General features: G+C 65.5%; 16 protein-coding genes. 15 read left to right on the forward strand and 1 reads right to left on the reverse strand.

Annotation, left to right across the window (positions count from 1 at the left end; all coding sequences use genetic code 11):
• Positions 1-6: 6 nt before the first annotated feature.
• From fliG to OU419_RS09940, 6 genes are all read left to right on the forward strand, one after another.
• Complete coding sequence (gene fliG / locus OU419_RS09915) at positions 7-1023, forward strand: flagellar motor switch protein FliG (protein ID WP_254471996.1); 1017 nt, start codon at positions 7-9, stop codon at positions 1021-1023.
• Positions 1024-1809: a flagellar assembly protein FliH gene (gene fliH, locus OU419_RS09920; RefSeq protein ID WP_254471997.1), complete on the forward strand. Its 786-nt coding sequence runs from the start codon at positions 1024-1026 to the stop codon at positions 1807-1809. It abuts the gene before it with no gap.
• Positions 1799-3154 carry a flagellar protein export ATPase FliI gene (gene fliI, locus OU419_RS09925; RefSeq protein ID WP_254471998.1) on the forward strand — a complete coding sequence of 452 codons (1356 nt, stop codon included), beginning with the start codon at positions 1799-1801 and terminating at the stop codon, positions 3152-3154. The genes fliH and fliI overlap by 11 nt, the downstream gene beginning before the upstream one ends.
• A gap of 136 nt (positions 3155-3290) precedes the next feature.
• Positions 3291-3734 carry a flagellar export protein FliJ gene (gene fliJ / locus OU419_RS09930; protein WP_254471999.1) on the forward strand — a complete coding sequence of 148 codons (444 nt, stop codon included), beginning with the start codon at positions 3291-3293 and terminating at the stop codon, positions 3732-3734.
• A gap of 51 nt (positions 3735-3785) precedes the next feature.
• On the forward strand, positions 3786-4625 hold the full coding sequence (locus tag OU419_RS09935) for an aminoglycoside phosphotransferase family protein (RefSeq protein ID WP_254472000.1): 840 nt from the start codon (positions 3786-3788) through the stop codon (positions 4623-4625).
• Positions 4616-5263 (forward strand): DUF1345 domain-containing protein, encoded by a 648-nt coding sequence (locus OU419_RS09940; protein ID WP_254472001.1) that lies wholly within the window; start codon positions 4616-4618, stop codon positions 5261-5263. Before OU419_RS09935 ends, OU419_RS09940 begins: the two co-directional genes overlap by 10 nt.
• A gap of 29 nt (positions 5264-5292) precedes the next feature.
• Here OU419_RS09940 and OU419_RS09945 read toward each other — a convergent pair whose 3' ends face one another.
• Positions 5293-6009: a TorF family putative porin gene (locus OU419_RS09945; protein WP_254472002.1), complete on the reverse strand. Its 717-nt coding sequence runs from the start codon at positions 6007-6009 to the stop codon at positions 5293-5295.
• Between the two features lie 246 nt (positions 6010-6255).
• Between OU419_RS09945 and OU419_RS09950 the strand changes: the two genes are divergently transcribed.
• From OU419_RS09950 to fliP, 9 genes are all read left to right on the forward strand, one after another.
• Complete coding sequence (locus tag OU419_RS09950; protein ID WP_254472003.1) at positions 6256-6561, forward strand: STAS domain-containing protein; 306 nt, start codon at positions 6256-6258, stop codon at positions 6559-6561.
• 22 nt (positions 6562-6583) lie between these two features.
• On the forward strand, positions 6584-8281 hold the full coding sequence (locus OU419_RS09955; protein ID WP_254472004.1) for a fused response regulator/phosphatase: 1698 nt from the start codon (positions 6584-6586) through the stop codon (positions 8279-8281).
• Positions 8282-8337: 56 nt separating this feature from the next.
• On the forward strand, positions 8338-8679 hold the full coding sequence (locus OU419_RS09960; RefSeq protein WP_254472005.1) for an Hpt domain-containing protein: 342 nt from the start codon (positions 8338-8340) through the stop codon (positions 8677-8679).
• 66 nt (positions 8680-8745) lie between these two features.
• Positions 8746-10038: a flagellar hook-length control protein FliK gene (locus tag OU419_RS09965; protein ID WP_254472006.1), complete on the forward strand. Its 1293-nt coding sequence runs from the start codon at positions 8746-8748 to the stop codon at positions 10036-10038.
• Between the two features lie 271 nt (positions 10039-10309).
• Positions 10310-10828, forward strand: coding sequence for a flagellar basal body-associated protein FliL (gene fliL / locus OU419_RS09970; protein ID WP_254472007.1), 519 nt, complete (start codon positions 10310-10312; stop codon positions 10826-10828).
• A gap of 9 nt (positions 10829-10837) precedes the next feature.
• Positions 10838-11809, forward strand: coding sequence for a flagellar motor switch protein FliM (gene fliM / locus OU419_RS09975; protein ID WP_254472008.1), 972 nt, complete (start codon positions 10838-10840; stop codon positions 11807-11809).
• Between the two features lie 22 nt (positions 11810-11831).
• Positions 11832-12302 (forward strand): flagellar motor switch protein FliN, encoded by a 471-nt coding sequence (gene fliN, locus OU419_RS09980; protein WP_254472009.1) that lies wholly within the window; start codon positions 11832-11834, stop codon positions 12300-12302.
• A 1-nt stretch (position 12303) separates the two neighbouring features.
• The gene (gene fliO, locus OU419_RS09985) at positions 12304-12780 is read left to right on the forward strand and encodes a flagellar biosynthetic protein FliO (protein ID WP_254472010.1); all 477 of its coding nucleotides are present in this window, start codon (positions 12304-12306) and stop codon (positions 12778-12780) included.
• Positions 12777-13559, forward strand: a complete 783-nt coding sequence (gene fliP / locus OU419_RS09990; protein WP_408004936.1) for a flagellar type III secretion system pore protein FliP — start codon at positions 12777-12779, stop codon at positions 13557-13559. Before fliO ends, fliP begins: the two co-directional genes overlap by 4 nt.
• Positions 13560-13569 lie beyond the last annotated feature (10 nt).

Raw genomic sequence — 13569 nt, forward strand, 5'->3', positions numbered from 1 at the left:
CCGCACATGAGCGAACCTCGGGCGAACGCCAAACTGAGCAAGGTCGACAAGGCTGCCATCCTCCTGCTGTCCCTCGGTGAGACCGACGCGGCGCAGGTATTGCGGCACATGGGCCCCAAGGAAGTACAGAAAGTCGGCGTGGCGATGGCGCAGATGCGCAATGTGCATCGCGAGCAGGTCGAGCAGGTGATGGGCGAGTTCGTCGAGATCGTCGGCGACCAGACCAGCCTGGGCGTGGGCGCCGACAGCTACATCCGCAAGATGCTCACCCAGGCCCTGGGCGAGGACAAGGCCAACAACCTGATCGACCGCATCCTGCTGGGTGGCAACACCAGCGGCCTGGACAGCCTGAAGTGGATGGAGCCGCGCGCCGTGGCCGATGTGATCCGCTACGAGCACCCGCAGATCCAGGCCATCGTGGTCGCCTACCTCGATCCGGACCAGGCCGCCGAAGTGCTCGGCCACTTCGATCACAAGGTGCGCCTGGACATCGTGCTGCGCGTGTCGTCGCTGAACACCGTGCAGCCCTCCGCGCTCAAGGAACTGAACCTGATCCTCGAGAAGCAGTTCGCCGGCAATGCCAACTCCACCCGCACCACGATGGGCGGCGTGAAGCGCGCGGCGGACATCATGAACTACCTGGACAGCTCGGTCGAAGGCGCGTTGATGGATGCGATCCGCGACGTGGATGAAGACCTTTCCGGGCAGATCGAGGATCTCATGTTCGTCTTCGACAACCTGGCCGATGTGGACGACCGCGGTATCCAGGCGCTGTTGCGCGAGGTGTCTTCCGACGTGCTGGTGCTGGCCCTCAAGGGCTCTGACGACGCGATCCGCGAGAAGATTTTCCGCAACATGTCCAAGCGTGCCGCCGAACTGCTGCGCGACGACCTGGAGGCCAAGGGGCCGGTGCGCGTCAGCGAAGTGGAGGGCGCGCAGAAGGAAATCCTCACCATTGCCAGGCGCATGGCCGAATCCGGCGAGATCGTGCTCGGCGGCAAGGGCGGCGAGGAGATGATCTAAGTGGTGCCCCCCGCCAAAGACGAGGAAGAACTCAGCGAGCTGATCCGGGCCCGTGACGTGACGGGCTTCGATCGCTGGTCGTTGCCCAGCTTCGACCCGGTGAAGCCCGCCCCCGAGCCCGAGCCGGAACCCGAGCACGCGGTGGTGGACGAGCCGCAGATCGAGGAGGTCCCGGAGGAAGAGGTCAAGCCGCTGACGCTGGAGGAGCTCGAAGCGATCCGCCAGGACGCTTACAACGAAGGTTTCTCCACGGGCGAGAAGGACGGCTTCCATGCAGGCCAGTTGAAGGCGCGCCAGGAAGCCGACGCCGCCCTGCAACCGCTGCTGCAGAGCCTGGAAACCCTCATGGGCCAGTTGCTGGACCCGATTGCCGAGCAGGACCAGATGCTTGAGGCCGGCATGCTCAATCTGGTGACCCACGTAGTCCGCCAGGTGGTGCAGCGCGAGTTGGCGACCGATTCGAGCCAGATCCGCCAGGTGCTGCGCGAGGCGCTCAAGCTGCTGCCGATGGGGGCCGGCAATATCCGCATCCAGGTCAACCCGCAGGATTTCGAACTGGTCAAGGCGCTGCGCGACCGGCACGAGGAAAGCTGGCGCATCGTCGAGGACGACAGCCTGCTGCCTGGAGGTTGCCGCATCGAGACCGAGCACTCGCGCATCGATGCGAGTATCGAGACGCGACTGGCACAGGCGGTCAAACAGCTCTTCGAGCAGCAGCGCGAACAGGCGACGCACGCTCTGGAGCCGGACATGCACATCGACCTGGGCGGTGCCGATGCGCCTTGACCGAGTCAGTTTCGCACGCCGCCTGCAAGGCTACAGCGATGCCGTGAGCCTGCCGGCACAGCCAGTGGTGGAAGGGCGCCTGCTGCGCATGGTCGGCCTGACCCTGGAAGCCGAGGGGCTGCAGGCATCGGTCGGCAGCCGTTGCCAGGTGATCAACGATGGTGGGTACCACCCGGTGCAGGTGGAAGCCGAGGTGATGGGGTTCTCCGGCAGCAAGATCTACCTGATGCCGGTGGGCAGCCTCGCCGGTATCGCGCCTGGCGCCCGCGTGGTGCCGCTGCCCGACTCCGGCCGCCTGCCGATGGGCATGTCCATGCTTGGCCGTGTGCTCGATGGTGTCGGCCGTGCGCTGGATGGCAAGGGTGGCATGCGTGCCGAGGACTGGGTGCCGATGGAAGGCCCGATCATCAACCCTCTGGCCCGCGACCCGATCCATGAGCCGATGGATGTCGGCATCCGTTCGATCAACGCCCTGCTCACCGTTGGCCGAGGCCAGCGCCTGGGGCTGTTCGCCGGCACCGGCGTGGGCAAGTCGGTACTGCTGGGCATGATGACCCGCTTCACCAAGGCCGACATCATCGTGGTCGGGCTGATCGGCGAGCGGGGCCGCGAGGTGAAGGAGTTCATCGAGCACATTCTCGGCGAAGAGGGGCTCAAGCGTTCCGTGGTGGTTGCCTCGCCGGCGGACGACGCGCCGCTGATGCGCCTGCGCGCTGCGCAGTACTGCACGCGTATCGCCGAATACTTCCGCGACAAAGGCAAGAACGTCCTGCTGCTGATGGATTCACTGACCCGCTACGCCCAGGCCCAACGCGAGATCGCCCTGGCCATCGGCGAGCCGCCGGCAACCAAGGGGTATCCGCCGTCGGTGTTCGCCAAACTGCCGCGCCTGGTGGAGCGTGCCGGCAACGGCGAGAAGGGTGGTGGCTCGATCACCGCCTTCTACACCGTGCTCAGCGAGGGCGACGACCAGCAGGACCCGATCGCCGACGCCGCCCGTGGTGTGCTCGACGGCCACTTCGTGCTGTCGCGCCGGCTGGCCGAGGAAGGCCACTACCCGGCCATCGACATCGAGGCGTCCATCAGCCGGGTGATGCCGCAGGTCACTACTCCCGAACACCTGCGCGATGCCCAGCGCTTCAAGCAGTTGTGGTCGCGCTACCAGCAGAGCCGCGACCTGATCAGTGTCGGTGCCTATGTGGCTGGCGGCGACGCTGAGACCGACCTGGCGATCCAGCGCTTCCCGATCATGCGCCAGTTCCTCCGCCAGGCCCTGGACGAGAGCCAGAACCTCGACGACAGCCGCCTGCTGCTCGACGCGGTGGTCAGCGGCAAGGCCGGCTGATGAAGCAGCCAGTAAATGCTTTGCGTAGGGTGGGCGGAGCGAAGCGATGCCCATGCTGTCTCGGGCACACCGTCACCGGCAGCTCAGCCGCGCTGGATCGATGGGCTCCACCCATTCTGCGGTTCGGAGCCTGCCTGTGAACCGCCGTGCCGAACGTCTGGCTCCGGTGGTGGACATGGCGCTCAAGGCCGAGCGCGAAGCGGCGCGCCAGTTGGGGCTGGTACAGGGCCAACTGGTGCAGGCGCAGCGCAAGCTCGCCGAACTCGAACGCTATCGCCTGGACTACCAGCAGCAGTGGATCCGTAACGGCCAGCAGGGCGTCACCGGGCAGTGGCTGATCAACTACCAGCGCTTCCTGTCGCAACTGGAAACCGCCGTCGAGCAGCAGAACCGCGCGGTGGAGTGGCATCAGGGCGCCGTCGACAAGGCCCGCGCCGCCTGGCAGGAAAAGTACGCACGGCTGGAGGGCCTGCGCAAGCTGGTGGAGCGCTATCGAGAGGAAGCGCGGTTGGCGGCTGACAAGTACGAGCAGCGTCAGCTCGATGAGTTCGCCCAACGCCTGAGGCCCGCGCCGGACTGATCGCTGTGCGTGCTAGGCTCCAGTCTGACCCCCGACCGGAACGCCTGCTCCATGCCTGCTTCTTCCTCCGCGCCCGATTTCTCCCGTTACCTGAGCCTGTGGCAACTCACGCCGGACGGCGCGCCTATCATTACCCACAGCAGCCACCTGTTGCCGGTCCGCTGGCAGGGGCGCGCGGCGATGATCAAGGTTGCGCTGGAGGCGGAGGAACAGGCTGGCTCGCGAGTCATGCGCTGGTGGGACGGGGAGGGCGCGGCGCAGGTCTATGCCCACGATGGCGACGTGATCCTGCTGGAGCGCGCCGAAGGGACGCGCTCGCTGATGCATATGGCGCTGAATGGCGAGGATGACCAGGCCAGCCGCATTGCCTGCGATGTGGTGCAGCGCCTCCACTGCCCGCGCGGCAAGCCCCTGCCGGAGCTGATCGGCCTGCGCGAGTGGTTCCGCGATCTCGCCCCTGCGGTGCCGCGCTATGCCGGTATCCTCGGGCGTTGCCTGGCTGTTGCCGAGCATCTGCTGGAAAGCGAGCATGACCAGGTGGTGCTGCACGGCGATATCCACCACGACAACATCCTCGATTTCGGCCCGCGTGGCTGGCTGGTGATCGACCCCAAGCGACTCTACGGCGAGCGCCTGTTCGACTACGCCAACCTGCTGTGCAACCCGGACCTTCCCACCGCCCGCGACCCGCGGCGCTTCCTGCGCCAGTTGGATGTGATCAGCGAGTACGCGCAACTGGATCGCCGCCGCCTGCTGCAATGGGTGCTGGCTTTCGCAGGGCTGTCTGCCGTGTGGTTCCTCGACGACGACATGGCCGCCGACAGCGACCTCGCAGTGGCTCACCTGGCGGCGGCGGAACTGGACCGGATGGGCGCGCCGGCATGCGTCTGAACGGTACCCTGCTGCATGCGCATCCTCGCTTGCTCGCCGCCTGCGCCGTCGGCCTGCTGGTGGCGCTCGCCTGCTACCGGCTGGAACCGATGGCTCGCGCACTGGTGGGCTGGAATTGCATGGCCTGGCTGTACGTGGTGCTGATCGGCTGGCTGGCGCTGCGCTCTGACCCGCAGGGAGTACGGCGGCTGGCTGAGGTGGAGGATGAGAATGCCGAGGCGGTGCTGACACTGATCAGCATCGCCGCGCTGGCCAGCCTGGTGGCCATCGTGGTCGAGCTGGCCACCGCCGGTCATGCCGACGATGGCGAAAAGCTCTGGCGCTACGTTTTCACTGGCAGCACGGTACTGGGCTCCTGGTTCCTCATCGGCATGGTCTTCACCATGCACTACGCACGGATGTTCTACGCCACCGAAGGGGAGCCGGTGCTGCGCTTCCCCGAGGGCGAGCGGAATCCGGACTACTGGGACTTCATGTACTTCTCTTTCACCCTCAGCGTGGCGGTGCAGACATCCGACGTCGCCATCGCCTCCCGCGCCCTGCGCAGGGTCGTGCTGCTGCATTCGGTGATCGGTTTTCTGTTCAACACCGCGATACTCGGGCTTGCGATCAATATCGGCGCCGGGCTGATTGGCTGAGGCGAGCGGCGTCCTGGTACGGCCTCGGCTCAGAAGAACGGCCGCGATGCCTTGAGCATGAAGGCAGTGTCGCAATAGGTGTTGTGCCCCGAGTAGGCGCTGCAGTCGCTGCCGGTGAGGCTGGAGCCGCTGTAGGAGAAGTTCAGGTCGATGCCCAGCAAGGGGCGGCTGAGGTTCACCGACCAGTCGCCGAACTCGCTGACGCTGCCGCCGTTGCTTACGCCTACCGGTGCGGCGAGGTTGTAGCTGGAGTATTTGAAGGTGACATCGAAGCCCACGTCGGGTTGCAGCCCCAGGTCGGTGAACAGCGTGGTGGTGCTGCGGCCATTCTGGCTGCTGTAGGCGGCGCCGAGGCGGCTGCCGAATACCGACAGGCCGCCATACAGCGCCTGGCTGTCGAAGTCCGGCTGGTCGGGGCGGGTGTAGCGCAGCGTGCCAAGTTCATAGCCCAGCTTGCCGTTGCCCAGCGGGTGCTTGAAGCCGGCGTAGCTGTCGATTTCCAGCGGCTTTTCCTGTTCGAGATTGGAGGTCCAGCTACCGACATACCAGCCGCTGTCATGGGTGACATCCAGACCGCCCTGGGCGCTGTTCGCCTGCCCGGGCTGTACCAGGCCCTGGGCCATGCTGCGGGTTGGCGAGTTGGCCAGCTTCAGCTCGAAATCGCCCAGTTGGCGCTGCATTACCTGGGCTCCGGCGGGCATGGCCATGCCGGCGATGCAGGCCGCGATGAATAATGTTCTGTGCATGTTTCCCCCCTTGCCTGGCGTTGCGCCGCGGGCTTGCTCCTGGCCCTGTCGGCGTGACGCGCCTCTGAAAGGGTAAAGGCTTTTGCCGGGGCTGTGGCGACCGATGGTCCATTTCGCGACTGTTCGAGAATGCCAGTGACCGCTCTGCTCGAATGGTTTCCCGACGCGGCCCAAGGTTGCTGGCGTCATGACTTGCTGCTAAATCTTCTGACTCGTACGCGCCCATCGAGCGATAAGGAGAATCACATGGCCATCACTTCCGTTCCCACTGACGATGGGCAGGGCCTGACCATCGTGATCCAGGGTCGTTTCGACTTCGGCGCGCATCAGGAATTCCGCGACGCCTACGAGCGCGTCGACATCACGCCCAAGCGCTACGTGGTGGATCTTCAGGGCGCAACCTACCTCGACAGCTCGGCGCTGGGCATGCTGCTCCTGCTGCGCGACCACGCCGGCGGCGAAAGCGCGCAGATCAGCCTGGTGAACTGCAACCCGGACGTTCGCAAGATCCTCGCTATCTCCAACTTCGAACAGTTGTTCGAGATCGCCTGAGCCGGCTCCGCGGTCATCCTCGATGGCTGACTACCTCACGGTCCTGATTGCCGACGACAACGCCGCCGACCGTCTATTGCTGTCCACCATCGTCAGCCGCCAGGGGCACAGGGTGCTCACCGCGGCCAACGGCCTGGAGGCGCTGGCGCTGTTCGCCCAGGAGCGTCCGCAACTGGTACTGATGGATGCGCTGATGCCGGTGATGGACGGTTTCGAGGCTGCGCGGCGGATTCGCCGGCAGGCCGGCGAGGAACTGGTGCCGATCATCTTCCTCACCTCGCTCACCGAAACCGAGGCGCTGGTGCAGAGCCTCGAAGCGGGTGGCGACGATTTTCTCTCCAAGCCCTACAACCGCGTCATCCTCGAAGCGAAGATCCGCGCGATGGGCCGCCTGCATCATCTCCAGCGGATGGTGCTGGAGCAGCGAGACCTGATCGCCCGGCACAACGAGCACCTGCTCAACGAGCAGCGGGTGGCCAAGGCGGTGTTCGACAAGGTGGCGCATTCGGGTTGCCTGAACGCGGCGAACATCCGCTACCTGCAGTCGCCTTTCGCGCTGTTCAACGGCGACCTGCTGCTGGCGGCGTTCAAGCCCTCGGGCGGCATGCACGTGCTGCTCGGCGACTTCACCGGCCACGGGCTGTCTGCGGCGATCGGTGCGATGCCTCTGGCCGAGGTGTTCTATGGCATGACCGCCAAGGGCTACACGATGGCGGACATCCTTCGGGAGATGAACGCCAAGCTCAAGCGCATCCTTCCGGTCGGCGTGTTCTGCTGTGCCTGCATGCTCAACCTGAGCTTCCAGCGGGGCCTGGTTGAAGTCTGGAACGGTGGGTTGCCCAACGGCTACCTGCTGCGCCGGGGCGCGCGCGAAGTGGTGCCGCTGGTATCGCGCCACCTGCCGCTGGGCATTCTCGATGCGGCGGCGTTCAAGGAGCAGTGCGAAGTCCACGGCATGGAAGAGGGCGACCGCGTATTCCTCTTCTCCGATGGAGTGCTGGAGGCGCGCAATACTGCTGGGGAAATGTTCGGCGAACAGCGCCTGCGCGAGGTCTATGACAGCGAGCCGGAGCCATCACGGCTGTTCGACGGCATCCAGTCGGCGCTGGCGCGTTTCCGTGGCGAGGCACAGGACGACCTCAGCATGCTGGAGGTGGTGTTGGTGCCGGAGGTGTCGTTGCAGCGGCCACCGCTGGCGTTTTCCGACAGCGGCCTGAACGACCCGCTGGACTGGTCGGCCAGCTTCGAATTCCGCGCGCCGAACCTGCGCCACTTCAATCCGCTGCCGTTCCTTCTGCAACTGCTGATGGAGGTACAGGACCTGAGGCCCAGAGGTGGTGAGCTCTACACCGTGCTGGCCGAGCTGTACTCCAATGCCCTGGAGCACGGCGTGATGGGCCTGGACTCTTCGCTCAAGTGCGATGCCAGCGGTTTCGCGCGCTATTACCAGCAACGCAGCCAGCGTCTGGCGGAGCTGCGCGACGGCTACGTGCGCTTCCATCTCGACCTCGCGCCGCACGGCGATGGCGGCCGGCTGCTGGTACGTGTGGAGGACAGTGGCGATGGCTTCGACGTCGATGCCGTGCTGGCCTCGCAAGGTGCCGCCGGCAGCCTCTGCGGGCGTGGCCTGACGCTGGTGCAGCAGTTGGCGGACCGCTGCCAGTGGTCGGCGGATGGCAGGTCGGTGTCCGTGGAGTTCTTCTGGTCGGCTCAGGCATAATCCGGCCAGCTCTTGTCCCCCCGCAGGGTGGCGAGCTGTCCTACGGGGAGTGCCGAATGTCCGAGCCGCATCTCGACGACGCCGTGCTGAGCAACCTGTTGTCGATCATGGAAGACGAGTATCCGCTACTGGTGGAGACCTTCCTGAGCGATTCCGAGGAGCGTTTGCGCAGCATCCGCGCGGCCTTCGCCGAATCCGACGGCATTGCCCTGCGCCATGCCGCGCACAGCTTCAAGGGCAGTTGCGGCAACATGGGCGCCAGTGTGCTGAGCGGTTTGTGCAAGCAGCTCGAAGAGTGCGCCCGTCAGGGCGACCTCGCCAGCGCGCAGACACTGATCGGCCGGGTCGAGCACGAGTTCGCCATCGTTCGCACCCTGTTGCTGCCCGGCCGCGCCTGACCTTTCCCGACTTGGCCCGTCCCTTGCTATCTCCGTTGTGGATATTCAAATCAACGGAGAACTCCGATGGCTGTCGCCCCGGATATTTTATTGACGCCCACGCCTGACCCCAGGCCCAAGGCGGCGGTCTCCAAGCCTGCGCAGAACACGGCCGACGCCGCCAGCGACAAGGGTTCCAGCTTCGCCGACATGTATGCGCAGGAGAAGCGCCCGGCGGCCAGCGAACGCCCCGACAAGACGGCGAAACCCAAGAGCGACAAGCCCAGGGATGCCGCCGACAAGGATTCCCGGGACAAGGCCGCGGCTGCCGGCAGTGCCGCCGACAAGCCAGCGGTTGCCGAAGACGGCAAGGCCTTGCCGGCCGACGGCGATGCCAGGGGCGCCGAGGGCGAGGACAAGCCCGGCGCCACTCTCGACCCGCTGCTGGTACTCGGCATGACCGGCCAGTTGCCGGCCACCGAAGCGCCGCCACTGGTGATCAGCAGTGGCGTTGGCCAGCCGACGGCTGCCAGCAGCGACGGCGACCTGCAGAAGCTCAACGCGTTGCCCGGCGTGACGATGGCGCTGGGGCAGGGCGCCCAGGACCAGGCGCAGCAGATTCAGCAGACGCAGTCGGGCGGCGACGCCGCGGCCAAGGCTGGCGACAAGACGGTGGATGGCAATGCCAGGGCGGATCTTTCGGCGATGCTATCCGCGCTCAGCCCCGATGCTGCGTCGAAGGGCACCGACGGCAAGTTGGCCGAGAGTGCGTTGCAGGCCAGCGTCGATCTGAGTCAGCAATTGCCGGAGCTGCAGGTTGAGGCCAAGCCCGATGCGCCGCGCAGTGAGACCTTCGCTGCCCGCCTGGAGTCGTTGACCCAGGCGTTGAACACGCCGCAGGCGATGACCAGCCGCCCCGTGAACCCGCTGGTGCCGGGACAGCCGGTGTCGGTGCAGCAGAACGGCTGGACCGACCAGGTGGTGGACCGGGTGATGTGGATGTCGGCGCAGAACCTGAAGTCTGCGGAGATCCAGATGGACCCCGCCGATCTTGGCCGCCTGGAGGTTCGCATCCACATGAACGCCGACCAGACCCAGGTGAACTTCGTCAGCGCCAACGCCGGTGTCCGGGAAGCGCTGGAAAGCCAGCAGCACCGCCTGCGCGACATGTTCAGCCAGCAGGGCATGGGGCAACTGGACGTCAATGTCTCGGACCAGTCCGCCCGGGGCTGGCAGCAGCAGAGTGGCGATGATCGCGGTAGCCCGCGGCGCGCCGGTCGCGCCGACAGTGGTGACGATGAGCCGATGATCAGCGGCGTCTCGGAGCTGCGCCCGCAGACGGCGACCCAGGGCAGGGGGCTGGTGGATTACTACGCGTGATCGATCATGCAGGTGGGCGCGGGGCGCATGGCCGTTCGAGGTCGCGCGCCTTGCCCCAGGCATGCTTGCCGGGCGGCTAACTCGTGTCTGCCTTCCTGCACGGCGGCGCAAGCCTGCCGCGTCTGCGGAAATTTCTCTTTCCGCCCAGTGACTTCCTTCATGCAGCCTGTAATATCCGCGGCGGCGCCAGTCAGATATGGACAAACTGGCACAGCCCTTGCTCTTACCCCGGTATCAGCGCATTGCGCCGGAATAGTGACGGATATTTGGCATGGCCAAGAAAGATCAGACGCCTCCCTTCCCCGATGGACAGGCCCCCGGCAAGGGCAAGCTGAAGCTCATCATCATCATCGCCGTGGCGTTCCTGCTGGCGGTGGGACTGTCGGTGGGCGGCACCTGGTTCTTCCTCAGCAAGAACGCCAAGCCTGCCGAGTCAACCGAGCATGCCGAAGCCGCCGTGCCGGGCAAGAAGCAGGCGGTTTACGAAATCCTCGCCCCCGCGTTCGTCGTCAACTTCAATCAGAGCGGCCGCCAGCGTTACCTTCAGGTGGCGGTGGCCCTGATGGGCCGCGACCAGGCGCAGATGGATGCGCTGCGCGAGCAGATGCCGCTGGTGCGCAACCAGCTGGTGATGCTGTTCTCCAGCCAGAATTTCGACTCGCTGGTAACGCCGGTCGGCAAGGAAATGCTTCGCCAGCAGGCGACGTCCAGCATTCAGGAACTGGCGAAGAAGGCCACCGGTCAGTTGACCGTGGAGCAAGTGCTTTTCACCAACTTCGTATTGCAGTAGGTACCCCTCATGGCCATGCAGGATCTACTTTCCCAGGACGAGATCGACGCGCTGTTGCACGGCGTCGACGACGGCCTGGTGGAAACCGAGTCCGACGTCGAGCCGGGAGCTATCAAGTCCTACGACCTGACCAGCCAGGACCGGATCGTCCGGGGGCGCATGCCGACCCTGGAAATGATCAACGAGCGTTTCGCCCGCTACACCCGCATCAGCATGTTCAACCTCCTGCGCCGTTCGGCGGATGTCGCGGTCGGTGGCGTGCAGGTGATGAAGTTCGGCGAGTACGTGCACTCGCTGTACGTGCCCACCAGCCTCAACCTGGTGAAAATGAAGCCGCTGCGCGGTACCGCGCTGTTCATCCTCGACGCCAAGCTGGTGTTCAAGCTGGTGGACAACTTCTTCGGCGGCGATGGGCGCCACGCCAAGATCGAAGGCCGCGAGTTCACCCCCACCGAGTTGCGGGTGGTGCGGATGGTCATCGAGCAGGCGTTCGTCGACCTCGCCGAAGCCTGGCACGCGGTGATGCCGATTACCTTCGAGTACGTGAACTCCGAGGTGAACCCGGCGATGGCCAACATCGTCAGCCCCAGCGAAGTGGTGGTGGTTTCCACCTTCCACATCGAGCTGGATGGCGGTGGCGGCGACCTGCACATCACGTTGCCGTATTCGATGATCGAGCCGATCCGCGAGATGCTCGACGCCGGCTTCCAGTCGGATGTGGACGACCAGGACGAACGCTGGATCAACGCGCTGCGCGAGGACGTCCTCGACGTCAACGTGCCAGTGGGCGCCACCGTGGTTCGCCGCCAACTGAAGCTGCGCGACATCCTGCACATGCAGCCGGGCGACGTGATTCCGGTGGAGTTGCCGGAGCACATGATCATGCGCGCCAACGGCGTGCCTTCCTTCAAGGTCAAGCTGGGTTCCCACAAGGGCAACCTGGCATTGCAGATTCTCGATCCGCTAGAGCGCCCGCGCTGAGCGAATCCCAAGAGGACCCAACATGGCAGACGAAGAAAACGTGACTCCCGAGGAACAGGCCCTGGCCGATGAGTGGGCCGCGGCGCTTTCCGAATCGGGCGACGCCAATCAGGACGACATCGATGCGCTGATGGCGCAGGGCGGAGCCACTCCGGTGGCGCCAGCCGCTCCGCGCGCGCCGATGGAAGAGTTCGGCATGGCGCCCAAGGCGCCGATGATCGCCGGCCTGGAAGGGCCGAACCTGGATGTGATCCTGGATATCCCGGTGACCATTTCCATGGAAGTCGGCCACACCGATATCAGCATCCGCAACCTGCTGCAGCTCAACCAGGGCTCGGTGATCGAGCTCGATCGCCTGGCCGGCGAGCCGCTGGACGTGCTGGTCAACGGCACCCTGATCGCTCATGGTGAAGTGGTGGTGGTGAACGAGAAGTTCGGCATCCGCCTCACCGACGTGATCAGCCCCAGCGAACGCATCAAGAAGTTGCGCTGACATGGCCCGCCTGTCCGCGATCCTCTGCTCGCTGCCCCTGGCGGGGCTGTCGTTGCTCGCGCTCGGCGAGGAGCTCAAGGCGCCGGTGTCGAATCCGGCCATTGTCCACGCCAGTTCCACGCCCAGCCTGATCACCGGCAGCGCCGGCGCGCAACTGATGCAGTTGCTGCTGGGCCTGGTGCTGGTGGTCGGCCTGATCTTCCTGCTTGCCTGGCTGGTGCGCCGCGTGCAGCAGGTCGGCCCGCGCGGTAACCAGGCGATCCGCCTGGTGTCCAGCCAGGCGCTCGGCCCGCGTGACCGGCTGGTGCTGGTACAGGTGGGGGAAGAGCAGATCCTGCTCGGCCTGACGCCCGGCCGCATCACGCCGCTGCATGTGCTGCGCCAGCCGGTGCAGGCCGCCGATTCGCAGCCAGCGCAGCCGGAGTTCGCCCAGCGCCTGCTGGAGTTGCTGAACAAGGACAAGGGCCGCCCGCAGTGATCAACCTTTCTGCACTGGTCGGCGCGCTCAAGCGCAGCGCGCCGCTGATCCTGGGGCTGCTGGCGCTGGCCGTGCCCCAGGCCTTCGCCGCCGATCCGACGCAGATTCCGGCGATCACCGTGACCACCAACCCGCAGGGGCAGCAGGAGTACTCGGTCAGCCTGCAGATCCTGCTGATCATGACCGCGCTGAGCTTCATCCCGGCGTTCGTCATGCTGATGACCAGCTTCACCCGGATCATCATCGTCTTCTCCATCCTGCGCCAGGCGCTGGGCCTGCAGAGCACGCCGTCGAACCAGGTGCTGATCGGCCTGGCGCTGTTCCTGACGATGTTCGTCATGGCGCCGGTGTTCGACAAGATCAACGAGTCCGCGCTGCAGCCGTACCTGAACGAGCAGATTCCGGCACAGGAGGCGCTCAGCCGCGCCGAGGTGCCGCTCAAGGCGTTCATGCTGGCCCAGACCCGCCAGTCGGACCTGGAGCTGTTCGTGCGCCTGTCCAAACGCACCGACATTCCCAGCGCCGATGCCACGCCGCTGACCATCCTGGTGCCGGCGTTCGTCACCTCGGAGCTGAAGACGGCGGTCCAGATCGGCTTCATGATCTTCATCCCGTTCCTGATCATCGACCTGGTGGTGTCCAGCGTTCTGATGGCGATGGGCATGATGATGCTGTCGCCGTTGATCATCTCGCTGCCATTCAAGATCATGCTGTTCGTGCTGGTGGACGGCTGGGCGCTGATCATCGGGACGCTTGCCGGCAGTTTCGGCACCGTCTGAGGAGGGTAGG

Origin of the sequence: Pseudomonas triclosanedens, from assembly GCF_026686735.1 — a bacterium.
Taxonomy (GTDB): Bacteria; Pseudomonadota; Gammaproteobacteria; order Pseudomonadales; family Pseudomonadaceae; genus Pseudomonas; species Pseudomonas triclosanedens.